Source organism: Halorubrum distributum JCM 13561 (genome assembly GCF_000337395.1).
Lineage (GTDB): Archaea > Halobacteriota > Halobacteria > Halobacteriales > Haloferacaceae > Halorubrum > Halorubrum distributum.
Map to the genome: position 1 here is coordinate 28003 of NZ_AOJF01000053.1, position 24738 is coordinate 52740.

Consider the following 24738-nt stretch of genomic DNA (forward strand, 5'->3'; position numbering starts at 1 on the left):
GTACTGGCATGTCCATCATCTTTATAATCTAATGCTCCAGCAATGTTTATCGTAGAAACATGTACTGTCCGGTAACTATTTTCCCAAGCGGACGTACGAAGGAATCACCAGCTAAATGACGTATCTATTTATTGGCGCGGGGCAGGCGGGGGGGGCTATCGTCGACGCGATATTCGAGTACACGGACGACTCGATGCTCAGCCTGTTCGAATCCACGGACATCTCGACGTTGGGTCGACCGTTGGTGTTCAACTCGACGATGCGGGACTTACAGAACCTCTCGAACGTTCCCGCGGAGGACCAGTACGGAGTCGCACAGCAGCACGGGCTCGTACAGGGGATCGAGCCCGGCTTCGAGGAAATGGTGACTGGCGGGTTCGGCCGGAACCCGGTCGACGCCGATGAGGTGATGGGAGATCACGCCGACGAGCTCCAGACGATCCTCGAATCGAAGTTCGGGGGGCGGACATCTCCTGCCGCGGACGAGGAGGAGGTACCAGCGACTGACACCGACGCCATCCAGTTCGCGTTCCTGTTCGTCGGGCTGGGCGGCGGCACCGGGTGCGGGATCAGCCCACACATCGCCCGCGGCGTCAAGGAGTTCACCGACGACCGGACCAAGGTGGTCGCCGTGGCCGTCCTCCCGAACACCCGCGGCGGGGTCGATAACGACGAGACTGACGGCGAGGTCAGCGCGGGTCGACAGGCGTGGAATGCCCGGTACGGGCTCGACCGACTGGAAGACGAGGTCGACGGCATCGTCCTCGTCGACAACCAGCGGATATCGTACCTCGACTCGGCGGGGGGCGAGTTCGGCGAGTACAACGAGTACGTCGCCGCCGCGTTCCACGACATCGTCGTCGGACCGATGCTGAGCAACGTCGACGCCAGCGAGGTAGAAGGCGTCGACACGCCAGACATCGACGTTCGCGACATCGTCACGTCGCTGTCGTTCGGCGTTGCCGGAGGGGAGTCGAAACCCGGCTACGGTGCGATCGGTCGCTCCGTCACGATGACTCGGTCGCTGTCGGGGTACCTGCTGCCATTCGTCGGCCGCCGCGATATCGACAGCGCGGCGTTGGCACGGCTCTCGGCGTCGAAGCAGTCGCTCGCCAAAGCCGACCCGGACGACGCCCAGAAGGCAATCGCGCTGGTCCGGGCGCCGAGCGCCAATATCGGGCCGGGCTCCCACAGCATCGAGACCGGAACGATCAAGGAATACTTGGAACGGAGCTGTCGGCTCAACGAGGTGAACCTCGGCGTCGCGCTCAGCGATCGCAACCTCGCGTCGGTCGTGACGCTGTTAACGTACCGACGTGAGGACCTTGGCCGGCTCGACGAGATCGAGGCCGCGGCCGACGCCTACGAACAGGAGACGGAGGAGCTGTTCGCATGACACGGACGACGAAATCGCGGATCGCGGGCAGCGCTCTCGTCGCGGCGGCCGCGCTAATCGGGTTCGTCGGCGTCGTCGTCGGCGACGGCGGGAACCCGGTTGAGCCCGCAGTAGATGCGTTAAATACGGCGGAGACCGCCGCGGCGCTCGCCGGGCAGGTCCCGTACCTCGCGGCCGGCGGCGTGCTGATAGGGCTCGGCGTCGGCGCCGTGATCGCGAGCGGCGCCACGTACTGGTACCAGAACAAACAGATCGGGGGGCGCCTCGAATGACCGGACGCGCGGGACACTACCTGCTCGCCTCGCTGTGCTGTGCCGCCCTGCTCGCCGTCGTCGCGACCGGCGGCGCGGCCGCTGCCGGCCCCGACGACTACTGCGAGGGAGTCGGTGAGAACGAAAGCGCAATCGTCGGCGGCGTCGGCGACACCACCTACACCGACAACGTGACGCTCTACCCCGGATCGACCCTGACCGTCGGCTACTGCTCGTTCGGCGAGCCGGCCGACCGCGACTGGCTGTCCAACGCGTCCGGGTTCGAGGTCGGAGAACGCGACGGCCACACCTATCCCGTCACGATCACCGGCGAGACCGGCACCGTCGACTTCGCGGACCACCTCGCCGACGGGGATCAGCCGTCGTTCGAGACGCGGCTCGTCGTTACCGTGGCCGGGGGCGGAGACGAGGCTGCCGGCCCCGGCCTCGCTACCGGTGACAGGAATCTCACCGACACTTACCGCGGGTACCGCAGCGCGGTGCGTGAGACAGAGAACGCGACGACGGCACTGAACGAGACGACGAGCGCCATCAACGCGGACGAGATCGACCCCGGTGACGCGAACGAAACGGTATACTCGCTGGAGGAGGAGTACAGGACAATGAATAAGACACGGGCAGAGCTACTCAACCAACTCAGGTCGGCCGGGGAGGAGGGGAACGCGGCGGGCACCGTCTCGGCCGCCGAGGCGGTTGACGACGGGTACGGACAGACAAAATCGAACGTGACGGCGGCGGTGACCGCGTACACCGGGGCCGTTGAGACGACGACGCAGGGGCTCCGATCGACGGTGCGGCTCTCGGTGCTCGGGTCGTTGGGCGTCGGCGCGGCGCTCGGCCTTGTCGCCGGCGCGGCGGTCCCGCTGGTCGCCGCACGCCGCGTCAAGGAGAAGATGAAGCTGAGCCGCGACGTGAGCTACGACCGGAAGACGGCGCTGATCCCGATCCTGCTCGGGGTCGTCGCCGCGGTCGGCGGGGCAGCGATCCTCGCCGTAAGAATCGGGATCGACGACCTGCTCAGGGTGATAGTATGAACGCGAACCGGCGGACCGCGCTCGGAATCGGCGCACTAGTCGTGTTGGCGGCGGCGATCGGGGCGGGGATCTTCGTCTGGTCTGGGTCGCAGGCGGCGACGTGGTTCGTCCTCGTCGGAGTTCCGCTGTTCGTCGTCCTCGGTATCGGGCTGTACGTCCGCGGCGTGATCACTCGCAGCGGGACGAGCGAACAGCAGTTCGTCCGCACCCGCGCCCGGTCGACCGCCGAGGAGTTCCAGGCGCTCCTCCGGCAGAGACAGGAGCTTCAAACTGCCTACCCGGACTGGGATCCGGGGATCGGCGCGCAGATCGAGTCCGCGGTCGGCGACTTCGAGACGCAGGGCGTCTCCGTCGACCGTGAGACCGGCGCGTTCGACCTCGGGAAGGGGGTCAAGTCGGCCGACCTCCAAGAGTTCGAACGTCTTTCGAACGAGACCGAACGGCTCGAAGACGAGGTCGAGTCGTCGTTCCGCGAGTTCGTCGCCGGCGATCTCTCCCGGCGCGAGCGCGTGCTTGACCGGCTGTCGGAGGTCGATCTCGCAGAGTCGAGCGAGTCGTTCTCGGCGCCCGATTCCAGCGCCTCCGTTGCCGAGTGCCGCGACGTACTCGACGGCTCGCGCGAGGCGACGCGCGAGACGGTCGAGACGGCAACCGAGACCGTCCGCGAGATGCGGCGCGGCGGGCAGCGCGCGGACGACGGCGGCGCCATCGAGGCCGACCTCGACAACGCCGAGGCGGCGTTGGATCGCGGGGAGTTCGAGTCGGCCGTCGAGTCCGTACTCGAAGCACGGGACCGGCTCCGTGATGAGTTCTCCGGCTCGTTCAACGAAGAGTTAGACGCGATCCGCGACCTCGTCGATGCGGTCGGCCGGGCCGACGTCGACGCGCACGTCGAGGCGAGCTCAATCGACGAAGTCGACCGCATCGACGCGGCGGTATCTGATCTCGACTCGGCGCTTGACCTCTCCGAGGCGAGCCGCCATCGCTCCGACCTCCGGCGGGTTTGCCTCGACATGATCCGGACGATGGAGCAGCGCCTCGTCGGCCACGCCGAGACGCTGCGGGCGGCCGACCTGCCGCCGGGCTACTACACGGAGCCCGACGCGGTCGACGAGCGCTTCGCGGCCGAGCTCGAAGATATCGACGACCTCGAGGGGTTCACCGAGCGGTGGGAGACCGCGGCGACCGACCTGCGCGACGCGGTCGAGACGGCGAGCACCAAGGCCGCGGTCGTCGAGGCGTACGACGACGTCTCCGAGACGATCGAGACGGCGCTGGCGGAGCGTGGAGAGGTCGTCGGCGACGATCTCCCGATGCGACACGCGGACCAGTTCCTCGGGCTCTACTACCGGCGGAACGAGGGGCTGGAGTTCGATCCGAGCGTCCCTGTACTCCGGCGCGGCGACGTGGAGACGCACGACCTCACCGTGGAAGTGGCGTACGAACACGGGAGTGAACGGCCGCGCACGGCGACGGTCGCACTCGACGGCGGCGGCTACTCGGAGACCGTCACCGTGGAGACGCGCGTCGCCGGCACGGCGGCGTTCGAGAACGTCCCAGCGGGCACCCACGAACTCTCGGCCGACCCCGGCGACGACGCGTTTGCCGCGATCGAGCGCGACGTGACCGTCGACGGCGACGCGTCGGTGTCCGTGGAGTTCCTCGAACAGGAGCTCCGCGAACAGCTCTGTGCGGACGTCGAGGTGGACATGACGGAGGTCCTGCCGGACATGCGGTCCCGGCTTGAGTCGTCGTTCGCCGATGAGGGGTACGTGTCGACGGAGATGGACCTCCCCGTACAGGACACCCACTCGGCCTGCCTGCTCGCTGTCTGGAGCGACGAAGCGGGTTACGGAATCTGCCGGAGCAACGGCGACGTCGTCGTGTACGACCACGATCAGATCGAACGCGAGGTGGCCAACGTTCTGCGGTACAACATCGACCCGGGCGACCGGGTGAGCTTTGCCGAGCTGCGGCAGAACTTCCTCTCGGCGCCGGTTCCGGACTCCGTAATCCGGGACGTGGTCGGTGGGATTGACGGCGAGCACAGCGTGAGGATGACCGAAACGGGACTCGAGACCAACGAACACTAACCAATGGCACAAGCGGACACATTTACGAGATGGAGCGTTATCGCGTCGGGAGAGGGCGGCGGCCGCATCGCGTCGCAGTTCTTCGATCGGGCGGAGAACCCCGGCATCGACGACCGGGTACTTGTAATGAACACGAACCGGGCCGATCTCCGAAACACGATCGACCGGATGCGCGGGACCTTACAGGACGAGCGAGGCGAGGAGGAGACGATGGAGTCGCACGCGCTGGAGTTTGGCTCTCAGCAGGGCGCGGGGAACTTTTTCCCGAACGGTGAGGCGTGCGCGCGGGAAGACCTTGACCGCATTGTCTCTCGGATCAAGGACTTCGGGACTTCAGACGCGTTCATGCACGTTGCGACGCTCGGCGGAGGCACCGGAAACGGATCGATCCCGTACACGATAGAGCAGTTCAAGACCGGACTCGCCGACCTCGAAGACGCCGGCGCAACGGAAGAGTGGATGGCCAGCGTGATCCATACCGCGTTCGGTGTATGGCCCTACTACTACGAGCAGCCGCAGCGGCACTTCAACGCGGTGTGCGGGCTCTCACGACTGCTTCGAACCGCGGACGACACGCAGAACGCGGATATGGTGTTGCTCGCCTCAAACTCCCAACTCGATGATGAGGAGAACGGGAACGGGCGCCACTACGACTCGATCAACGACGCGATCATCACGGCCATCGACCTGATGATCGGTGCCGGGCGCGAGACCCGGAGCGTCATCGACGTGAAAGACTACGTGACCATCCCCTCCCAGATGGACGCGTACCACTTCACGCCGGCCGTCGCGACCGAGATGAACGGGCAGGTGTACGAGCTCGAGTACATGCTCGACCAGGCCGCGGAGAACACGTACGTGCCGATGGACGTGGGGACGACGACTGCCGCGTACGCCATTGTCCGCGCCCCAGAGAGCATGATCGACGACGGCGAGATCAGCGAGCCCGAGGTGTACGGCGCGTTCCGCGACTGGACGACTAAACACGACATCAACGTCGCCGGGCAGGCGAGCCTCACCCCGAAGCGCGGGCGCGGTAACGACGTCGACGTGCTTCTGCTTCTGGGCGGGTTCGACCTGAGTCCGCTCCTCGATCACTCGTGGGACGAGTTCGAGATGCTCGGGGACAGCCTCGCCGGGACCGGCGGTGGGACCGGCGGCGAGCTGACGAAGCCCCAACTCGACCGGATCGTCGACAACCTCGAGACGTACGTCGAACGGAACGCGGAGTGACTAGTGAGATGAGCCCACACGAACCATCGGCCGGCGCGGCGTCCGAATCCCGACGCCGAGCCGCCGTCGTGGCCATCTCGCTGGTCCTCGTCAGCCTCGTCGCGGTCGGGTTCGCTCCCGGCGTCGCCTCGGCCGACGACACCCTCGAACGCGATGGGAGCGATCTCGTCGTCAACGTCTCCAGCGTCGACGACCCGGAGACGGTCACCGTCGAGGTGACTGACCCGGCCGACACCGAGATCACCTACACGGCTAACGCGACGAATACAGAGGACGGAGAGGTCCGGATCGACGTGGCGGCGCCAGACCCAGGGGGGACCGTCAACGGGACCGACCTACGGAGCGCGAACGTGACCGTCACCGTCGATCCGGCGGGAGAGAACGCCACGGCCGTACCGCTGGCGAACGAGACGGCAGTACCTCTCCACGCAGTCGCGCTCGCAGATCCGGTGTGGATCGGTGACAGCGAAGGCGACAACGCGACCGACCAGCTCTACGTCCCGCTAGATCCGGCCGGGACGGTCGGCGTCTCGGCGGGGACCGATTTCGATGTCGGTCTCGGCCTCGACGGGAACGAGACTGTAGACGTGGAGGGAACGATCCGAGGAGATGGCACCCAGCTCGTCGTCGACCGCGGCGAACTCGTCGACGAGGCCGGCGACTCGCGAGAAACGCTCGATCTCCGGGTGCTGTCGAGCGCCGGTCCGGTGAGCGATAGGGCGCCGATCGGCCCCGAGCTGCGCTCTTGGGGAGACGGACTCGCGCTCTGGCACCCGCTGTTCGAGCCCGGCCAAGAGTATACTGTCAACGCGGCAGATGACGGGAACGCCCGGTACACCGCCACCGCCGCCGAGACTGTGGACGGGTACCTCGAGCTTCCGGGGCTCTCGGCCGGCGAGGCCGAGATCCGCGTGTCGACCGCCGACGGGACCGAACTCGTCAACCGCACGGACGACGCCCTCGAGTACTCGGGTCCGCTCGAACTCTCCGCCGAGGTCGCGGACGACGGGAGCCTCGGCTTCGACCGGTCGCTCGCGGGGCTCGCCGTCGACGGCGCCGTCGTCGATACCGGGAGCGGATCGATGTACGCCGGTATCGACGGCGCCGTCAACGAGGAGGGACGCTTAGCTTTCGACGAGACCGACCTGAGCGGCGCGGAGACGCTGCTGCTGTCGACCGCTGCCGGCGATATAGCCGTGACGCTCGAGACGGGCAGCGATAGCGCGGCGCCCGGCGCACTCGGCGGTCTTGGCGGCATTCTCTCCGTGCTTCTCGTGTTCCTCGCTCCGCTCGTAGTCGGCCTCGGGCTCGGCGGCGTCATCGCTCAGTTCCAAAACGGCATTCCAGATATCGTGTCGAAACTCGCGCTCGGCGTGATGGGGTTCGCGCTGGCGCTCGGCTCGCTCTTCGCGATTCACCTGCTGACTCCGATCGTCGTGTTAGGATCGACGCTCCAGTGGGTCGGACTTATCGGGATCCTGTTCGGCGCCGTCGGGACCCCAGCGATACCGACCGTGGTTGCCTCGCGAAAGGGCGGAGCCGTTGCCGCGCCCGGACCGTTCGCCGCCAAGGTGACCGTCACCGACGGTTCCGATCTCTTCCGCGGCGACGTCACCGTCCACTATCGCGAGCCCGGAGGACAGGACCGGTACGACCCCGTGACGGTGCGGGGCGGTCGCGGGACGGTCCAGCTGCCCGGCACCGGAAGCTGGGAGATGTACGCGCAGCACGGCTCCGCGCACTCGGACATCGAGACGGTCGACGCGAACGAGCCGACGGTGACGCTGACAATCCCGGTCGAAGCGACGCTCACCGTGGTTGACGCGGTCGACGGGGAACCCGTCGCGGACGCGACGATCAGCGGCGAGGGTGGAATCTCGGGAACGACAGACCAGAACGGCGCGGTCACGCTCGACCCGCCGGAGGACGCGACCGACGCGGAGATCGAGGTGTCCCACGACCGGTACGCGGACGCGACCGAGCGCGTCCGCTTCCGACAGAACGCGAACCACACCGTCGAGCTCGATCGCCGGACCGGACGGCTTCGGGGGGCGGCCACCGTCGACGGCACGGCCGCCGGGGCGGTTCCGTTCCGGATCGTCCCTGACGACGAGTTCCTCTCCGACCGCTTCGACGTCGAGACGGTCACCACCGACGCCGACGGAACGCTCGACGAACGGACGTTACCGATCGGCCGGTACCGCGTCGAGGTCACCCTCACAGACGGGAACGTGGCGTACGAGGGAACCGAAACGACGATCACCGTGAACGAGTCCGGGACCGCGCGGGCGGCCGTCGACGCCCGGTTCACGTGGCGGCTCGACGCCGACCGCCGGGACCGGATCGACCGCGTCCGGAGTGACGTTCGATCGGTCTTGGAGGGCGGCGGCCGCGACGGGACAATTCCGCGATACTACGCCTCAGTCGTCGATTCGATGCTTGACGCCGCCGAGTCGGTGCCCGACGTCGGCCACGAGTTCGTCGGCCGCGAGGTCGACCCCAGCGACGCCGTCGACGGGATCCTCGCAGCGGCCGAGCGAGCGACGGACGCCATCTCCGAGGCGATGACGACGAAGCGTAACGTCGACCTGTTCGCGGCCTGCGCCGACATGCCCGACGCGGACGTTCGGTGGAGTGGCTCCTTCGAACTCGCGGAGCTGCTCGACCGGCTCGAGTCCGACTCGAACGCGCAGCGCCGCGAGGTGAAGCAGCGCTACGAGGCGGTCGACGGCCTCATCGAGGGACGGCGCGGCGAGCTCTCGGAGATCGCGCCGGCCAGAGAGATGCAACAGCGCGCGTGGGAGCTGACACGCGAGGCCGACCGCGGTTCCGAGGCGGTCGCGATCGGCTACACGTCCCTGCTACTGCTCGACGCGGTCGAGGAGCTGTTCGAGCACGACGCCCTCCGCGAGCGGCTCACACGAACGGTGTTCTGACATGACAGAAACACGCACAACACGCACACGGACAACTCGGACGGCGGCCGCCTGCGCGCTCGCCGCCTTACTCGTCCTCGCGACGATCGCGGCGGGGGGCGTCGGGACGGCTGCCGCACAGGAAGACCCCGAGACCGCGAACGAGTACTTCGAGACGTTCCGTGCGATGGAGGGGACCGAAGCGTATCAGGAGTACGAGGAGTTCGAGACGATGCGCACGTTCGCCGTCTCTCGCGCACAGGAGGTGGGAACGCTTGACGACGCTGACCGTGCCGAGTTCGCCGCGGTGCTCGACACGATGGTGGCGTTCGAACGCGCGTACGAGCGCGCTGGTGCCGGCGAGTACGAGGCGAGTCTCGCCGCGGCTGAGGAGGCCGAGGCAGAGATCGACGAGCTGGAGTCGTACGAGGAGACCCAAGCGACGCTCGCGAGTCTCGCGGTGACTCGTTTCTACGCGAGGCTTGGCGACGGCCTCCGTGATCAGGCGTCGTCCGCCGAGCGGACGCCGGATCGGATCGAGCTGCTCTCTATGACCGCGACCGCTTACGAGCGTGCGAACCGGCCGAACGAGGCCGCGGAGTTCAACCTACAGGCCGAACAGCTCTCGGCTGAGTACGATGCCGCGGTGGAGCGGATGGACGAGGCGGAGGCGACCGCCGGCGCCCTCCTCGATCAGTGTCGTGGGTGCGACACCGTCGCCGGCGCGGTCGGCGGCAACCCTGTCCGAACCTTCGAGCGCTATCAGGCCTCTCAGGAGGCGCTCTCGGAGGTCCAGGCAGCGCAGGCGGACGCGAGTAAAAACGGCCTCGACGACCGTACGGCCGATCTGAGGGCGCTCGCAAGCGACGTGGGTGACGCGCGGTTCTCTCTCGCGGTCGCGTCCACCTCGATCCTCGTCGGGTACGGGCTCGTCGTCGGGCTGATCGGCACGGCAGTACTCAGCCGGGTCTTCCTCTGGCGGCGGACCTACGAGATGGCCCAGATCGGGTCGATCGTCTCCGGAGGTAAAAACGATGTCTAAGCGGCTCTCTGCCGCCCTCGTTGTGGCAGTCGCTCTCGGCCTACTCGCCGCGCCTGCCGTCGGTGCGGCCAACGTCTCGGATGTACAGGCGAGCGACTACACGATGGACGTCCAGACGGACGGGCAGACGGACACCCACGACATTCAGGTGACCAACAGCGGCCAGAACGGGACGAACGCGGACGTGACGATCACGAGTGAGCCGTCCGGCGTATCAGTATCCGGCGCGGACACGTATCTCGCACCGGGCACAACCACTGATGTTCCTCTTGACATCACCGCTGGCTTCGACGCCGAGAGCGGCACCGTCTCCGGGAGCGTCAACGGCGAGCCATTCGAGTTCTACCTGACGGTCACCACCCCCCCGCTCGCCGGCTTCGAGGACGAACCGCTTGACCTCGGCAACGTGCTTGTCGGCGAAACCGCCTCGGGTGAGGCCACGGTCGAGAAGGTCAGCGGCGACGGGTCGCTCGACGGGGTCGAAATCACTGAAGTGCGCGGCGATCAGGACGCGACGCTCGACTTCTCCGGCGGCTTCTCCGTCAGCGGAAGCAGCGGGACCGTCGACTGGACGGTGACTCCGGACTCGAACGCGCCGCAACACGAGGACCTCGAGTGGACCGTTGAGCTGTCGGACTCGCGGTACCCCGACGCGACCCGCGAGGTCGACGTCGAGGCCCGCGTCATCTACCCCGGCTACTTCGGCGAGCTGTCGCTCGACGACGACGAGTTCACGTTCGACGAGCCGCGGGACGAGGGCGACACGCTGACCCGAACGATCGACCTAGAGATCCCCAACGACGGGGACACCCCAATCGAGGTCGGTAGCGTCTCGGCGTCCTCGTCCGACCCGGGCGTCTCCGTGACGGCCTCGAGTACCCCGAACGAAATCGACGGGCAGTCGACCGAGGAGGCCGCCCTCCGAGTTACTGCCGACCGAGACCTCCCGGAGGGGTCGTACGACATCTCTGCGACCGTGGACACGCCGGGATTCGACGGTGACGATGCGAGTCTCGACGAGAGCTTCGAAATCGTCCACGAGACGCGCCTCGTTGCCGACGACACCGACATCGGCGACGTGGCGATCGGCGAGGCCAACAGCCGGACCGTAACGATCAGCGAGGAACTCGGCTACAACGATGTCAACGACATCGAAACGACGCTCACTAACGGACCGGAGGAGTGGCTCACGCTGGAGAGCGCACCGAGTTCGGTGAGTGCGGGCGGCAGCGAAGACGCCTCGTTCTCGCTGGAGTTCGACACGAGCGCGGAGCTCGGCGAGAGCTACGAGTGGGAGTACGACGTCGACGGTGACGGCGACGACGCGAGCATCACGGTCACGGCCTCGCCGGTTCCGCTCGATCTCGAACCGATCCAGAACGAGCTTTCCGGGTACGACACGGCCGTCGCCGACAGTACCCTCGAACTCGTCGACAGGATGGACGAGCGCCTCCGGAGCGGAGAGAGCGCCAATCAGGAGATATCAACCGTGCTGACCTTCGGCGAGGCGGCGACGCTGTACTCCGAGGCGATCGAGGAGGCCGACAGTCACCTGGAGAGTGGCGAGCACACCGAGGCCCAGTCCGCGATCATCCGCGCGGCCGCCGCGTACAACACGATGGGGTTACAGGCCGAGCGGCTCGAAAACGACGAGCTGCGCGGGCTCGCGAATACTGCCCGGTCCGACGCGGAGGGCGACCTCGACCGACTCATTCAGGAACAACGGGCCTACTACGAGGACCGGCTCGAATCGGGCGAGATGTCGCTGATCGAGGAGGCGACCACGCAGCGCCAGCTCGCGCGGATCGCGCTCCTACAGGGCGACGAGCAGCGCGCAAACCAGCTCGAAAACGACGCTGAAGAGGCGTTCAACAGCTACTCCGACTCCGTCTCGACCGGCGAACAGGCGGTACAGGAGGCCGAGAGTACGTGGAGCGAGATGGAAGACGACCAGTTCGTCGTCGTTCTCGGCCAGCCACTCCTGTTGAACCCGGCGGACTACGACGCGTTCATGGCGGGCACGGCGTCGATCGACGACGCCTACCAAGAGGCGATCAGCGCGTTTGAGAGCGCGGGCGAGACCACTCGCGCCGAGGAGGTCACGGCCGAGTACGAGTCACGGACCGCCGCGCTCGGAATCGCACGATACTCGCTCTTCGGCGCGATCGGGGCCTACGCGCTGGTCGCGGTCGGACTGACCGTCCGAACCGCGAAGCGGATGTTTTGGTACGTCCGCGACACGCAGGAATCGGTAAGCGGCGACTTCCTCGTGTAGCTTCAGGAGAGCTCTCCGAGGATTTTTTAGCGGACTGCCTTCGCGACGCCGTTAGTTCTCGCTCCGCGGCGGCGTCGAGAGCCGCGAGGGGAACTCGGGCGACGAGTTCGCGGCGTCGATCCGGTCGATCGACCACGCGGCAAGGAGGTCGTCGGTCCACGCGGACACGTCATCCACGGCGGGACCGGCGGCGCGGGCGACGTACTCCTGCTCGGTCCCGTCGATCGCGTACGAGACGGTGGCCTCGAAGCCGGGCTCCGTGTACCCGGACTCGAGGTCGACGTAGTGCTCGATCCGATCGCCCGGATCGACGCGCTCACGGCGGGCAGGCGAGTAGAACATCGAGTCGATCGGGTCCCCGTCGGCGACCACCGAGACGTCCGTCAGCGGTTCGTCGCCGTCGTTCTCGAACACGAGAACGACAGAGCTGTACTCGCCCGCGACTTGGGTGTCCGAGCTGATACCGGGTGTCAGCGCCGGCTCGCCGCCGGCACTAGCACCCGCCGCGTCGCCGTCGGCCGCCGCCAACACGTCGATCCGACGCTCCTCGCCGTCCGACTCGATCCAGAAGGAAACGGGGACGGCGTCGCCGGGCGCGGGACGTTCGCCGACCGTCGCCGAGACGGTTCCGCTCGCGCCGACGTCTACCGCGGTCGAGAGCGGCGCTCGACTGCCGTCCGGTCCGGGGTCAAGGCCCGTCACGCGACACTGCCAGTCAGTGCCGTTCTCGATCACGGCCGTGAGTGCCCCGTCGTCCGGATCGACTGTTGCCAGCACCCCGATCGCGTCGTCGCTCACCGAGAGCTGCCGGGCGTCGACCTCGCTGACGACCTTCCCGCTCACCTCGACCGCAGCCGACGGGAGGGTGAGTTCGCCCGCCTCGCCTGCGGCGACGAACCGGTCGACGGACGCGGCCGCACCGTGGTCGATGCGGCCGAGAGAGAGGCGATCACCGTCGTCGAAGGCGATCTCGACTGACCCGACCGGCTCGCCCACGTTCTCGACGACGATCCGATCTCGGATCGCGTGGCCGACCCCGGAGGCGCGCTCCGGAGCGCGTCGCGTCGCCGACAGGAACGGTTCGCCCTCGGTCCCGCTCTCCGATCGACCTTCCGTCGGGCCTCTGACCGAGGAATCCATTCGGTCCTCGGCTCTGGTTTCCTCCGAATCACGGCTCGACTCCCTCTCGGCCCGATTCGTCGTCGATGACGACTGTCGGTTCCGGTCACTCGTCCGCTCGTTGGATCGGTTCCGGTTATCCGCCGCGTCGCCCGAGCGGCTCCGACCCTCCGCCATCTCGTCCGACCCGCTCCACACCGAGTCATGAGCGGGGGATAAACTGGTCTCCGACGGATCATCCGTCGAAGCGGTCGACCGGTCGGGTGTCGCCGACTCGCCCGACTCTGTCGAGTTCTGCGACCGGCCCGTCCCTCCGGTTTCGCGGGACGACCGTGAACGATCGCGGTCGCGACCGCCGGTCGACGAGGGGGGTGTGAACGTCCCGTTTCCGGGGACTCGGACGCGCTTCTCGGCGTCGAGCGCGTCGAGCGCGATCCGGGCGACCCCCGACTCGTACTGCGGGACGAGGAGCAGCAGTTCGTCGGCGTCGATCGTCACCGGAGACCGCACACGGCCGGCGCCCGGCATCTCTACCACGAGCCGGTCTTCGACCGGAACGCCGTCAGCGACGACCACGGTCGCCCGTAGTACGTCGCGTTCAACCGCCGCGTCGATCGTCGGCCGGGACGGGAGCGTACACGTGGGGGCGTACTCCCGCCGGCGGTCGCCGCGCGTCACCTCGAGCCCGACAGAGACCCGTGTTTCGGGCTCGTACGGCCGGGTGACCGTTCCCTCCCACGCGTCGCCCGGCGCGATGTCTGTCGCCTCGGTGCCGGCTTCCAGTAGCCGGACCGCGTCGAGGGGGACACCCCCGACGTTCTCGACCCTCACCTCAATCTCGGCGACGCCGTCGTCGATCCGCGCTGCGTGTAGGGCCGTCTCGACCGCTAGTCCGCCGCTCGCCGCGTCTTCGACCTCGACGGTCCCGCGCCCAGCCTCGTCGCCGTCGGCCGCAACGTTCACGTCGGCTCGCCCCTCCCGCCGCACCGACGCGACGGGGAAGTCGGCGACCGCAGAGTCCTCGCCGTCGATCGTCACGGTTCGCTCGGCGGGCGAGAGCGAGCAGCCGTCCACGTCGAGCGAGAGATCGACCGTCCGCTCCTGCTCGGTCGGATTCGACACCTCCACGTCGACCGTGCCGCCAACCCCGACGGAGTCGGTGAGGACCGCCACGTCGAACCGGTCGCGGTCGGGGACGTACGTCGCGATCGTCCCGTCGCGTACCGAGCAGACGACCGCCCCGTCGCCGGAAGCGTACACGTCGCCGGTCGGGAGGTCGGGGACCGTCTCGGTCGCCCCGTCGGCCGCCACGTCGAGCACTCCGTCGGCCGCGCTGACCAGCACCGACCCCTCACCGACCGGTGCGACCTGTCGGGCGTCAAGCTCCGTGCGCCAGCGGTCCTCGCCGCTCCCGCCGTCGAGACCGACGAGGCGGTCGCTCTGGAGCGCCGCGACCACGGTCCCGTCGCAGACGCCGACGCTCCGAACGACCGCCGAGAGATCCCGGTCGAAGGCGATCTCTCCGTCGCCGTCTACCGCGGTGAGGAAGGACCACGTCGCGATCACGAAGCCGGTCGGCGTCGCGAGGAAGGCGTCGTCGGTCGTCCCCGGCCGGGTCCGATCAACCGCGAACCGCTCGCGGCCGCTCGCTACCTCGACGAACCGGAGGGCGTCGGCGCCGAGGACCCCGCAGCACTCCCGGGACTCGGCGCCGGCCACGGCGTACGCGTCTCCCGCGTCGTGGCTCCACACCTGATCTCCGTCAAGCGAGTACGCCGTGAGCGTCTCCGTCGAGAGGACGAGCAGGCGGTCCGCCACCGCCAGATCGAGTATCGGACCGCCGTGGTCGATCGCGGTCCGCTCCCGGCCGGAGACCAGCGTCACCCGGTCGCCGAGCCCGAACGCGATCACGTCGCGACCGAGCCCGATCGCGGCCGGGGGGTCGCTCTCGAAGGAGCCAACCTGCCGGTAGCCATCACTCACGGCCGTCACCTCCGATCTCCGCCTCAGCGGGGCCTTCGGGCGCGGGTTCGTCTCCGGGGCCCTCGCCTCCGGGCGTCGGTTCGCCGTCGCCGCCTCCCGTGCCGCCATCGCCGCTACCGCTTCTGCCGTCCCCGCCGCTTCCGTCATCTCCCCCCTCAGCGCTTCCGTCTCCGTCCCCGCCGAAGAGCTGTTCGAGCGACGAGGGTTCGTTGCCCAGCCGCATGTCCAGCCGCTCGGCCTGCTCTTCGACGTACCGCCGCAGCTCTGGGTATCCTTCGAGGTCGTCGATCTGGGTCCGGACGCTGGCGACGTACTGCCGGACCGTCTTGGGTTCGGTCTTCCCGAGTCGGTCCGCGAAGTAGTCGGTCGTCGGTTCGATCGGCTCCCGATCCGGCAGGTGGACGCTCTCGACGAACTCGCGCTGGAGCTCGCTTCCCAGCACGCGGTCGGCGATCTCCGCCGGTGTGTACCCGGTCGATAGCTCGCCGAGCCGGTCGTAGTCGATCGCGTCGGTCTCGTGCATCGACGCGAGGTGTTTCCGCCACACCTGTGCCATCACCTCCGTCTCCGGCTGCGGGATGAACTGCTGGATAGGGAACCGGCGGGTGGCGGCCGGGTCGATGGTGAACGGCATGTTCGTCGCGCCGATCACCAGCAGGTTGTCCTCGATCTCGTTCATCTCTTGGAGAAACGCGTTGGTCAGCGAGCGCTCGTGGCGCTGGAGCGAGTCGTCGCCGCGGTCGGGGATCAGCGTGTCGACCTCGTCGAAGAAGAGGACGGCGAACCCGTCTTGCGCGATCCCGTGTGCCTTCTCGAAGATCGCCTCCACGCGCTTCTCCGACTCCCCGGAGTACTTCGAGAGCACGTCGCTGCCCTTGATCTCGAGGAACTTCACCTCGCCGTAGCTCTCCTCGATGTTCGAGTTGTACTTCGCCTCGTAGGCGATCGCCTCCGAGACGAGCGTCTTCCCGCAACCGGGGGGCCCGTACAGCAGCATGCTGTTGCCGCGCGAGGCGAACTCGTCGCCGTAGCGGTCGACCACCTCGTCGCGCACGTCGGGGTCGAACAGGGCGAGCAGGTTCTCCGCCGTGCGCTTCACCTCTGGCAGCCCGGCGACGTCCTCCTCGAAGCTGACCGTCGGCTTCTTCGGTTCGAGCGACACCTGGACCGCCTCGTCGTCCTCCTCCTGCCCGCCGCGACCCTGTCTCCCCGTTCCCGGTCCCCTCGGCCGAGAGTCTGCCATCGCCTTTCGCTCTCGGTACTCGCCGGTGTCGACGAACTCGACCTCGGTCTCGTCGGTCACCCGAACGGTGTTGTACCCTGACGGTTCGATCTCGACGGGGTCGAACGTCTCGAGGCGGTCGCCGCGTTCGACCGCTTCTTCGATCGGGTGGAGGAGGTAGTTGCTCTCGCGGAGAAACGTCTCCAGCTCCCCCTCGTCGGTCGCTGCGTGGATCGAGACGGATGTACAGTCGGGGACTTCCGTGATCGAGACGTCGGTGTCGACGAGGAAGTCGCGGCTCCGATCGAACCCGCCGAACAGCCGCTCGACGTTCTCGTGGACGCGGACCTCGTTTCCGATGTCGTTGAAAAGGTCGTCGACGGTGTTGACGTAAAAGTACGCGCCGACCCCCTTGTGTTTCAGCTGTACGACATCGGTCGACGCGCTGATCTTTGAGTCGCCGATCTTGACGTGCGAGGTCGGCTGTCGCGACAGCGCGATCGGCTTGATGTTAAGCATGGGTTCGCTCCGTGATCGTTCCCGCGATCCGACCGATGTCGGTGAGCATCTCGAACGTGTCCCGCCGGGTCGACCGGTAGACGAACTCGCCCATCGTCAGAGCCTCGTCCAACAGCTCCCGGAGCGCGACCAGCCGGTCTAGAAGCGTCCAGAACGCGGTCTCGACGAGGTCGGACCCGCCGGCGTCGGCACGGCGGTGGAGCCGCCGTGCGTCGTCGATCAGCTCCGCGAGCCAGTCGCGCAACTCGTCCGCGAGGAGCCACCAGTTTCGAATCGGTCCAGCCCCCCCGTTGAGGGGAACGAAGACCGTCTCAGCCTCCTCGACGAGGCGGCCGTCGCTCACGGCGCGATCGACGTCCTCGGTGGCGAGGTCGGGGTCGTCCCGATCCGCGATCCGGGCCTCGACGATCGATTCGACGGTGTCATCGGTTTCCCACCGCTCGTATCCTGACAGTTCCGCGCTGGTCACAGCGACCGTCGCCAGCTCGGCGATGTCGTCAACCGCTGCCACCGCCTCGGACCGAATCCGGCGTACTCGGTCCGTCCGGCGGTAGGTGTCGAGCGAGAGTGCGCGCTCGACGGCGCCGTCGACGTTCCTGAACGCCTCGATGAACGATGAGGCGTACATCCTACCGTTTGAACCCCGCGGCCTCCTCAGCGGTCTCGGCGAGATTGGTCGTCTCCGCGGCCTGCTCTTGGACAGCTTCGCCGTGCTTTTCCTCGATCATCTCGGCGAACTCGTCGTCCGCGTAGTCGTCCGCCTGACTCTCCTCCTGGCCGGCGAGTTCGTTTATCAAGCTCCCGGCGTTATCGACGAACTCTAACGCCTCTTCCGGGAATACGGAGCTCTTGAGTGCCGCCTTTCGGGTGTTGGAGTGGAACATGTCGTACGCCTCGCGCGCGGCTTCGAGCCGCTCAATCGCCATCCCGATCTGATCGACGCCGGCGCTCACGTTCTCGACGAAGTTCTCCGATTTTGCCTTCTCGATGTCTTGGAGGTACAGGTAGTGCTCCTTGAGCTGGGTGTACTCCTGCCGATCGTCGTCGCTCAGCGTGTCCGGATCCGGGACGCCCTGTCCGGGGCCGAGGTTCTGTATCCGCTGTGCGGTCTTCGAGAGGCGCTCTTCGGAGTCCTGCTGTTCGACTTCAAGCGTATCGACAGTCTCTTGGAACCGTTCTTTCGCGTCCTCAACCCGTTCGAGGTGTTCGTCGATGCTCTCGATCACCGCTGACATCAGCGCTGCCCAGTTCATCAGCGCCGCGCTGTTGAGGCTCTCCTCGTCGGGGTCTCGGAACAACACGAGCTCTTCGCCCTCGATGTCGACGATGTCCTCGTCCGCGAGGTACTCGACGAGCACGTCGGCCTGCTGCTCGCTCGACACGATCGTCTCCCCGTCTACAGTCGCCCCGGCGAGCGCCTCGACGGCTTCCCGGCGGTTGATCCCGCCGTGCCCCTCGTCGATGTCAATCTGGTCGATGTTCTCCGGCTGGACGATCTGTTTGATCAGGTCCTCCCACTTCCCCTCCATGTCGTCGCTCTCGATCCAGTCGGCTCGGACGCGGATCGGTTCGGAGGACTGGCCGCGCCCCTCTGCGATAACGAACTGCTGGCCGTTGATCGTTTTCGTTTCGAAGGAATATTTGCGAGTCATTCGATAGTCGTTGAGTTTATATCAATCAGCCAATCCACATTATTCCATCGGCTTTCAGAACTCCTCGTCGGCGACGATGGTTTCGTACCGGTCGATCACGGCCTCGCGGACGTGATCGTTGACGCGGTCGTCGTGGGCGACTTGAAGCTCCTCGAACTGTTTCTCGGCACGCTCAGTGAACTCCGACGGAGAGGCGAACACGTCGTACTCTCCCTTCACCTCGCCGAGGATCCGGCGCGCGCGCTCATCGACGAGCCGGTCGAAGGGCTCTTCGACCGTGACGATCTCTGGCCCCTCCGCGAGCCCCAAGCGGTCGACGAGCGTCGACCGCGTCTCCCTGAGGATATCCGTCCGGACGCTCCGCGCCGCCGACAGCACGTCGAACCGGGAGTCGATCGCGTTCTCCACGACCTGTTCGAACTCCCCGACGCGCAGCGCGTGGTTCGACTCCTCGAACTCCGTTTCGACGGTCTCCTCGATCTCGTCCGCGAGGAACTCCGCGTACTCGTCTATCGCCTCCTCGACGAGGTACTCGCCGTTGAGATCGACGATGTAACCCTCCCGGTCGAGGTACCGGATCACGTCAGAGGTGGCGTTCACGTCGATGACGCTCTCGAGGTCGCTGTGGGCGATCTTCCCCTTCGACGCCTCGCGTTCGAGCCGCGCGTCGAGCCCCACGTCGTCGGCGTGCTCCTTGAGCTTCGGACCGATCGTGTAGTAGTCTCGCTTGCCCGCTGTGATGCGGCGGAGGTAGTCGCGCTCGGTGAGCTCGTCGACAAAGAATTCAAGATCGTCGATCGCCAGCGAGAACCGCGAGCGGAGTGTCTCCCCAGTGACCACCAGTCGCTGGCCGAACAGGTTCGTCAACTCTCGCGTAATGTTCATGTTCCCCTTCACGCCGAAGGGATCGACGTAGTACACTCCGTCTCGAAGCTGGTTGAGGTCGACGAACTCGTCGGCTGACATCTCCGAGAGTGCCTTTCGCATATCGCTTGCGGCGAGCGATCCCGCGTTAAGAGTTCCAACGTCCGCGTTCTCGTAGCCGGATTTGATATCCGACTTCTGGTCTGCGACGTACACGAACCCGTAGTTGTCTTGGGCAATATCTCGACAGACGTCCTCGAGGACGTCCATATCCACCGGCAAAATCGTCATTACCCCATACGTGACAGGCTCCCATACTAAAACTTGCGAACACGATAATTGGCGGCCGACCCACATCTCGCGCCGCCACAGTTTTGAGCGCTCAGTCTGCGGGTATCATCTTTTTGTTAACCGCGAGTTGATCCTTGGAAACGGTCGAGATCGGCTCTATGAACTCAGTTGTGAATAGCGACGCGGCTCGGATCAATTCTATATTTCAGGGAATTTACTTACTTCGCATAGTGACCTACCGGTTAAGTGACATCGGACCCCTATTTCGATCGACCATCGCTCCGTTCGATCTTGCTCCACAAAACGACAAGTCGATCCATGCGATACCATCGTTGTGGCGGTCGAATTCCGCTACAGACACTCAAAACTCGTCCGCCTCACCCTCTAACTTAACGCGACCGTCTCCGCTTCCCGAACCCCTTTTCGCCCGCGGTACAAGCGGATCGTATGACCGAGCTACCGGACCGCGTCGTCGGCGACGCGCGGACGAGCGACTTCGGGTGGAGCCTCCTCACGGACCTGACGGACATCGGAGATCGCATGGCGGGGTCGACCGGCGAGCGCCGCGGGGCCGAGCGCGTCGTCGAGGCGTTCGAGGCGGCCGGCCTGCGGAACGCCGGCCTCGACGAGTTCGAGATCCCCGGCTGGTGGCGGGGCGACTCGTCGCTGTCGGTGTCGGGCGCCGTCGAGCGGCGCCACGAGAACTCCCACGAGGTGATCGCGCTGCCCGGCACGCCGAGCGGCGAGGCGACGGCGCCGCTCGTCGACGTCGGGGACGGCACGGACGAGGAGTTCGCGGCCGCGGGCGAGGCGCTGGAGGGAGCGATCGCCATGGCTTCCTCGCGCACCCCCGACTCTCACGACCGGTGGATCCACCGGATGGAGAAGTACGTCGCGGCCGCGGAGCGCGGCGCGGTCGGGTTCGTCTTCCGTAACCACATCGAGGGGGCGCTCCCGCCGACCGGCGAGATCGGCTACCACAACCGACCGGGGCCGATCCCCGCCGTCGGCGTCTCGAAGGAGGTCGGCGAGCGGCTCGCGCGGCTCGCCGAGGCGGCCGATGGCGACGGCGACGAGTCGGAACGCGGCGGCGCCGACCGCCCGATCGTCTCGCTCGACGTCGACTGCCGGAACGAGCCGACGACCTCGGTGAACGCCGTCGCGGAGGTCGGGCCGGACACCGAGGAGGCGGTGTACCTCACCGCCCACGTCGACGCCCACGACGTGAGCGACGGGGCCAACGACAACGGTGCGGGGTCGGCGCTCGTCGCGGAGGTCGGGCGCCTGCTCGCGAGCGTCGAGGACGACCTCGACACGCGGGTACGACTCGTCACCTTCGGCTCCGAGGAGATCGGGCTGTGGGGGGCGTATCACGCCGCGGAGACGACGCCCGAGGAGGAGATCGCCTGCGTGGTCAACCTCGACGGCGCCTGTAGCTCGCGGAACCTCCGCGTCGGGACGAACGGGTTCGAGGGGATGCGCTCGACGTTCGAGGCCGTCGCGGACGCGTTCGACGCGCCCCTGACGACCGGCGAGACGATCTCGCCGCACGGCGACCAGTGGGCGTTCGTCCAAGAGGGGATCCCGGCCGTGATGGCCTCGACGACCAGCGACCAGTCCGGGCGCGGTTGGGGGCACACCCACGCCGACACCCTCGACAAGCTCGACTCCCGGGACCTCCGCGAGGTGGCCACGCTCGTGACCGCGGCCGTCTACCGGTTCGCGACGGGGGAGGTCGAGGCCGAACACCGCTCGCGGGAGTCGATCCGCGACGCGATCGACGAGGGGTACGTCGAGGAGCTGAAGACGGGCGGGCGGTGGCCCTACGAGGAGTGAGGGCGGCGGCGGAGTTCGAACCGAAACGGGGGCGAGAACGCGTCCGAACGAGTCCGGCGCGGCGGCTCACGGACCGCTCGCCGGTCCCGCACCCGACTCACTCCTCGTCGGAGCCGTCGCAGACGCCGAGCGGGAGCGACTCGGGGGCGTCCCCCTCGCCGTCGAGGCCGGCGTACGCGTCGTCGATGAGCCGGGCCAGTTGCGTCTCGGGGCTCACGCCGCGGGCGGCGGCGAGGGCAGCGAGGCGCTCGTACTGCTCGTCCGGCACGGAGACGGTTCCGTCGTCCATACGCGCCGCTCCGTCCCGAAGCACCAAAAGCGTTGGTCCGAGTCGATTTTTCGCCTAATTCGACCGTTTCACGCCGAGTCCGTCCGGTCTCGCTCCCGGACGGCCCCGACCGGCTCCCCGTCCGCGAACCGGTCGAACAGCGCGTTCATCACCGTCGACTCCGCGCGCGAGAGATGTTCCCACACCGTCGTCGAGCCGAGGCCCAGCTCCGCGGCGACCTCCTCGACGCCGACGCCCCCGCCGTGGTCGTAGTAGCCCGCGGCGATCGCGGTCGCGAGGACCTCCCGCTGCCGGTCGGTGAGCCCGTTGAGGAGGCCGGACGCGGGGAGCTGCGGGGACCGCTCGATCGACGCCAGCTCCACGTTCCGTGCGAGCTCCACCTCGTTGCCGCCGCGCTCCAGTTCGCGCATCACCGCCGAGAGGTCGTCGTCGTCCTCCAGGTACGCCGTCCATCGCTCGACGCCGCCGGAGATGGTCGTCCCCGTCCGGTAGTGGATCCCCATCTGAGAGAACCGCTCGCCGATCCCGTCCCAGTCGGCCGCCGCGACGTCGATCGTCAGCGCGACGTAGGCGTGCGTCCCCTCGATCGGTGCGAGCGGCTCCGCGGAGACGATCAGGTCGAACTCGCGGAACTCCTCGACGAACGCCTCGATCTCCGCCGACGGCCCGGTGAGCTCGGCGATCCGCTTGTGCTCGGGGCCGCTGCCGGTCATCGAAGAGACCGACCGGTAGCGCACCTCCGGGTGGCGCGCGCTCACCTCGCACTCCGGCTCCCCCGCGTGGTGGATCCGGAACGTCACTTCCCGCATGGGAGTTCCGAGGACGCCCGGGTTCAAACGGGTTCCGGAGCGTCGCGAGCCATTTATACCGGTGACCGCGCAATCGTCGGTGTGGTGGCCATGACGATCCGTTACCCCCTCTAAGCCCCTTGTGACGAAAGACTTCAACCGAGCCACCACTTCTACGTGCCGAGTTACAACACTCGACACGCTCGCCACGGTCGCTTAGTAGTTCTCGATTTTCTCCACCGAGCCCCTCGTCAGTGGCCCACGACTGAAGCCGGGGGCTTCCTCCTCGTTACTCTGTGACGACGGGGTTCGACCGAGCCACCGTTTCCGCGCTCGCCAGCGGCGCGGCCGATCCGGGGCGGGGTGAAAGTGGTTCTTTTCGGGAAGAACCGTTCTCTGTCTGGCGCTTTCGAGGCGAAAGAAGCGGGTCGGCGGGACGCCGGGAGGGACGGAGCCGGTCGCCGCTCAGTACGAGGCCGCGCGCTTGTCGAGGCCGGCGGCCTCGATGTCCTCGCCGTCGACGGAGGTGCGGAGGACGTCCATCCCGTCGTCGCGGTCGATATCGAAGTTCCGGGCGTACAGCTCTTCGAGGCGGTCGTACTCGCTGTCGGAGATCGGCGGCACGTCCGCCGCGGCGCTCCACTCGGCGATGTCGTCGCCGTCGCGGAACGTCGGCGTGACGGAGGCGACCTCGTCGTGCGCGAGCAGCCAGCGGATCGCGGCCTGCGCCATCGTGCGCGTCCCCCCGCTGTGCTCCGGATCTTCGAGGAAGCGGATCGCCTCGACCTTCTCCCAGCCCGTCTCGTACCACTCCTTCGGGCGGTGCGAGCGGTGGTCGCCGTCCTCGAGGACGGTGTCGGGCGTCACCTGCTCGTTGAGCAGGCCGGAGGAGTGCGGGACGCGGGCGATGACGGAGGTGTCCGAGCCGGACTCGCGGACACTGTCGACGAAGTGGCGACCGGGCTCCTGCTCGAAGAGGTTGAAGACGGTCTGGACAGCGTCGAACTCCTCGTACTCGACGGCGGCGTCGCCCTCGGCGAGCCAGCCGATCGAGGGGCCGAGCGCCCAGCCGAGCGCGCGGACGCGCCCCGACTCCTTCCACTCGCGGAGGAGGTCGCGCACCTCGGGCGTGACGTCGTCGACGTTCGCGTTGTGCAGCTGGAGCAGGTCGACGTGGTCGGTGTCGAGCCGGTCGAGCGAGCGTTCGAAGGCGGTTTCGAGGTACTCGCGGTTGAGCTCTTTCGGAAGCTCGCCGTGACCGGCCTGCGGGTTGTTGTAGAAGTCGTAGCCGATCTTCGTCGCGAGCGTCACCTCGTCTCGGCGGCCGTCGATCGCCTTCCCGATTATCTCCTCGCTGTCGCCGTGGCCGTACACGTCGCCGGTGTCGACGTAGGTGACGCCCGCGTCGAGCGCCTCCTCGACCATCCCGACCGCCTGGTCGTCCGAGCGGTCGCCCCACCAGTCGGTGCCGACGACCCACGCGCCGAAGCCGATTTCGGAGACCTCGACGCCCGAGTTCCCGAGTTCGCGGTGTTGCATGGCCACTGATTGGCGGTGGGGACACTTATCGGACGCGGTCGCTCCCGCGCCGGTGGAATCGGCGGGCCGCGGTCGCGGGGAATCGGCGGGCCGCGGTCGCGAGGAATCACGGCGCAGCGTCGCGGTCTGAACCGGTATTTACTACTCGCCTCTCGCCGATCCGACGCCCATGGACGACGCCCTCCGCCGTCGGCTCGACGCCGTCGTCGCCCTGCTCGCGGTCATCGCCGTGGTCTCGGTCGCCGCCTTGTTGCTGTCGTTCAGGGTCGCCGGAATCGTCGTGGCCTTCGTCGTGCTGTTCGTCGGGCTGGTTGTCGCCCTGTTCGTCCGCGCCGAACTCCGCTGACCGGATCGGGCGTCGCGTTCGCACAACCGA

Annotated in this window: 18 protein-coding genes and 1 pseudogene; 10 read left to right on the top strand and 9 right to left on the bottom strand. The window is 67.3% G+C overall.

Going from position 1 to position 24738, the window contains the following annotated elements; translation table 11 throughout:
- Positions 1 to 115 precede the first annotated feature (115 nt).
- Genes C470_RS12105 through C470_RS12140 form a run of 8 tightly spaced genes read left to right on the top strand, consistent with a single transcriptional unit; the run spans position 116 to position 12260 of the window.
- Positions 116 to 1396, top strand: a complete 1281-nt coding sequence (locus tag C470_RS12105; RefSeq protein WP_008367553.1) for a cell division protein FtsZ — start codon at positions 116 to 118, stop codon at positions 1394 to 1396.
- A complete protein-coding gene (locus tag C470_RS12110; RefSeq protein ID WP_008367554.1) occupies positions 1393 to 1668 on the top strand; it encodes a hypothetical protein in 276 nt (91 codons plus the stop codon). The genes C470_RS12105 and C470_RS12110 overlap by 4 nt, the downstream gene beginning before the upstream one ends.
- Positions 1665 to 2702: a hypothetical protein gene (locus tag C470_RS12115; RefSeq protein WP_008367555.1), complete on the top strand. Its 1038-nt coding sequence runs from the start codon at positions 1665 to 1667 to the stop codon at positions 2700 to 2702. The genes C470_RS12110 and C470_RS12115 overlap by 4 nt, the downstream gene beginning before the upstream one ends.
- Positions 2699 to 4795 carry a coiled-coil protein gene (locus C470_RS12120; protein ID WP_008367556.1) on the top strand — a complete coding sequence of 699 codons (2097 nt, stop codon included), beginning with the start codon at positions 2699 to 2701 and terminating at the stop codon, positions 4793 to 4795. Before C470_RS12115 ends, C470_RS12120 begins: the two co-directional genes overlap by 4 nt.
- A gap of 3 nt (positions 4796 to 4798) precedes the next feature.
- Positions 4799 to 6028, top strand: coding sequence for a hypothetical protein (locus tag C470_RS12125; protein WP_049908725.1), 1230 nt, complete (start codon positions 4799 to 4801; stop codon positions 6026 to 6028).
- A gap of 8 nt (positions 6029 to 6036) precedes the next feature.
- Positions 6037 to 8964 carry a prealbumin-like fold domain-containing protein gene (locus C470_RS12130; RefSeq protein WP_049908726.1) on the top strand — a complete coding sequence of 976 codons (2928 nt, stop codon included), beginning with the start codon at positions 6037 to 6039 and terminating at the stop codon, positions 8962 to 8964.
- Between the two features lies 1 nt (position 8965).
- Positions 8966 to 9985, top strand: coding sequence for a hypothetical protein (locus tag C470_RS12135; RefSeq protein ID WP_008367569.1), 1020 nt, complete (start codon positions 8966 to 8968; stop codon positions 9983 to 9985).
- Positions 9986 to 10007: 22 nt separating this feature from the next.
- The gene (locus C470_RS12140) at positions 10008 to 12260 is read left to right on the top strand and encodes a hypothetical protein (RefSeq protein ID WP_204365892.1); all 2253 of its coding nucleotides are present in this window, start codon (positions 10008 to 10010) and stop codon (positions 12258 to 12260) included.
- 51 nt (positions 12261 to 12311) lie between these two features.
- Here the strand turns inward: C470_RS12140 and C470_RS12145 are convergent, their stop codons facing one another.
- The 6 genes and pseudogenes from C470_RS12145 to C470_RS16515 form a co-directional block, all read right to left on the bottom strand.
- On the bottom strand, positions 12312 to 15362 hold the full coding sequence (locus tag C470_RS12145; protein ID WP_152418672.1) for a hypothetical protein: 3051 nt from the start codon (positions 15360 to 15362) through the stop codon (positions 12312 to 12314).
- Complete coding sequence (locus tag C470_RS12150; protein WP_008367576.1) at positions 15355 to 17103, bottom strand: ATP-binding protein; 1749 nt, start codon at positions 17101 to 17103, stop codon at positions 15355 to 15357. Before C470_RS12150 ends, C470_RS12145 begins: the two co-directional genes overlap by 8 nt.
- The gene (locus tag C470_RS12155) at positions 17096 to 17731 is read right to left on the bottom strand and encodes a hypothetical protein (protein WP_008367578.1); all 636 of its coding nucleotides are present in this window, start codon (positions 17729 to 17731) and stop codon (positions 17096 to 17098) included. Before C470_RS12155 ends, C470_RS12150 begins: the two co-directional genes overlap by 8 nt.
- A gap of 1 nt (position 17732) precedes the next feature.
- Positions 17733 to 18755, bottom strand: coding sequence for a hypothetical protein (locus C470_RS12160; protein ID WP_008367580.1), 1023 nt, complete (start codon positions 18753 to 18755; stop codon positions 17733 to 17735).
- Positions 18756 to 18809: 54 nt separating this feature from the next.
- Positions 18810 to 19910, bottom strand: coding sequence for a hypothetical protein (locus C470_RS12165; RefSeq protein ID WP_049908730.1), 1101 nt, complete (start codon positions 19908 to 19910; stop codon positions 18810 to 18812).
- 103 nt (positions 19911 to 20013) lie between these two features.
- A pseudogene (locus C470_RS16515) lies at positions 20014 to 20271 on the bottom strand (IS6 family transposase); the annotation flags it as partial.
- 86 nt (positions 20272 to 20357) lie between these two features.
- Here C470_RS16515 and C470_RS12170 point away from each other — a divergent pair.
- A complete protein-coding gene (locus C470_RS12170) occupies positions 20358 to 21746 on the top strand; it encodes a M28 family peptidase (RefSeq protein WP_008367584.1) in 1389 nt (462 codons plus the stop codon).
- Positions 21747 to 21843: 97 nt separating this feature from the next.
- Here the strand turns inward: C470_RS12170 and C470_RS12175 are convergent, their stop codons facing one another.
- From C470_RS12175 to C470_RS12185, 3 genes are all read right to left on the bottom strand, one after another.
- Entirely contained in the window at positions 21844 to 22035 is a 192-nt protein-coding gene (locus C470_RS12175) for a hypothetical protein (protein WP_004596844.1), read from the bottom strand.
- Positions 22036 to 22103: 68 nt separating this feature from the next.
- On the bottom strand, positions 22104 to 22844 hold the full coding sequence (locus C470_RS12180; RefSeq protein ID WP_004596842.1) for a helix-turn-helix domain-containing protein: 741 nt from the start codon (positions 22842 to 22844) through the stop codon (positions 22104 to 22106).
- A gap of 444 nt (positions 22845 to 23288) precedes the next feature.
- The gene (locus tag C470_RS12185) at positions 23289 to 24362 is read right to left on the bottom strand and encodes an aldo/keto reductase (RefSeq protein ID WP_008367587.1); all 1074 of its coding nucleotides are present in this window, start codon (positions 24360 to 24362) and stop codon (positions 23289 to 23291) included.
- Between the two features lie 169 nt (positions 24363 to 24531).
- Here C470_RS12185 and C470_RS15950 point away from each other — a divergent pair, with 169 nt between their 5' ends.
- Complete coding sequence (locus tag C470_RS15950) at positions 24532 to 24708, top strand: hypothetical protein (RefSeq protein ID WP_159369157.1); 177 nt, start codon at positions 24532 to 24534, stop codon at positions 24706 to 24708.
- Positions 24709 to 24738 lie beyond the last annotated feature (30 nt).

What these genes read in the sequence shown, in the direction of transcription:
- C470_RS12105 (WP_008367553.1), top strand. Translation starts at nt 116, where the DNA reads ATGACGTATCTATTTATTGGCGCGGGGCAGGCGGGGGGGGCTATCGTC.
- C470_RS12150 (WP_008367576.1), bottom strand. Translation starts at nt 17,103, where the DNA reads ATGCTTAACATCAAGCCGATCGCGCTGTCGCGACAGCCGACCTCGCAC.
- C470_RS12130 (WP_049908726.1), top strand. Translation starts at nt 6,037, where the DNA reads ATGAGCCCACACGAACCATCGGCCGGCGCGGCGTCCGAATCCCGACGC.
- C470_RS12170 (WP_008367584.1), top strand. Translation starts at nt 20,358, where the DNA reads ATGACCGAGCTACCGGACCGCGTCGTCGGCGACGCGCGGACGAGCGAC.
- C470_RS12160 (WP_008367580.1), bottom strand. Translation starts at nt 18,755, where the DNA reads ATGACTCGCAAATATTCCTTCGAAACGAAAACGATCAACGGCCAGCAG.
- C470_RS12115 (WP_008367555.1), top strand. Translation starts at nt 1,665, where the DNA reads ATGACCGGACGCGCGGGACACTACCTGCTCGCCTCGCTGTGCTGTGCC.
- C470_RS12135 (WP_008367569.1), top strand. Translation starts at nt 8,966, where the DNA reads ATGACAGAAACACGCACAACACGCACACGGACAACTCGGACGGCGGCC.
- C470_RS12120 (WP_008367556.1), top strand. Translation starts at nt 2,699, where the DNA reads ATGAACGCGAACCGGCGGACCGCGCTCGGAATCGGCGCACTAGTCGTG.
- C470_RS12175 (WP_004596844.1), bottom strand. Translation starts at nt 22,035, where the DNA reads ATGGACGACGGAACCGTCTCCGTGCCGGACGAGCAGTACGAGCGCCTC.
- C470_RS12155 (WP_008367578.1), bottom strand. Translation starts at nt 17,731, where the DNA reads ATGTACGCCTCATCGTTCATCGAGGCGTTCAGGAACGTCGACGGCGCC.
- C470_RS12165 (WP_049908730.1), bottom strand. Translation starts at nt 19,910, where the DNA reads ATGACGATTTTGCCGGTGGATATGGACGTCCTCGAGGACGTCTGTCGA.
- C470_RS15950 (WP_159369157.1), top strand. Translation starts at nt 24,532, where the DNA reads ATGGACGACGCCCTCCGCCGTCGGCTCGACGCCGTCGTCGCCCTGCTC.
- C470_RS12125 (WP_049908725.1), top strand. Translation starts at nt 4,799, where the DNA reads ATGGCACAAGCGGACACATTTACGAGATGGAGCGTTATCGCGTCGGGA.
- C470_RS12185 (WP_008367587.1), bottom strand. Translation starts at nt 24,362, where the DNA reads ATGCAACACCGCGAACTCGGGAACTCGGGCGTCGAGGTCTCCGAAATC.
- C470_RS12180 (WP_004596842.1), bottom strand. Translation starts at nt 22,844, where the DNA reads ATGCGGGAAGTGACGTTCCGGATCCACCACGCGGGGGAGCCGGAGTGC.
- C470_RS12110 (WP_008367554.1), top strand. Translation starts at nt 1,393, where the DNA reads ATGACACGGACGACGAAATCGCGGATCGCGGGCAGCGCTCTCGTCGCG.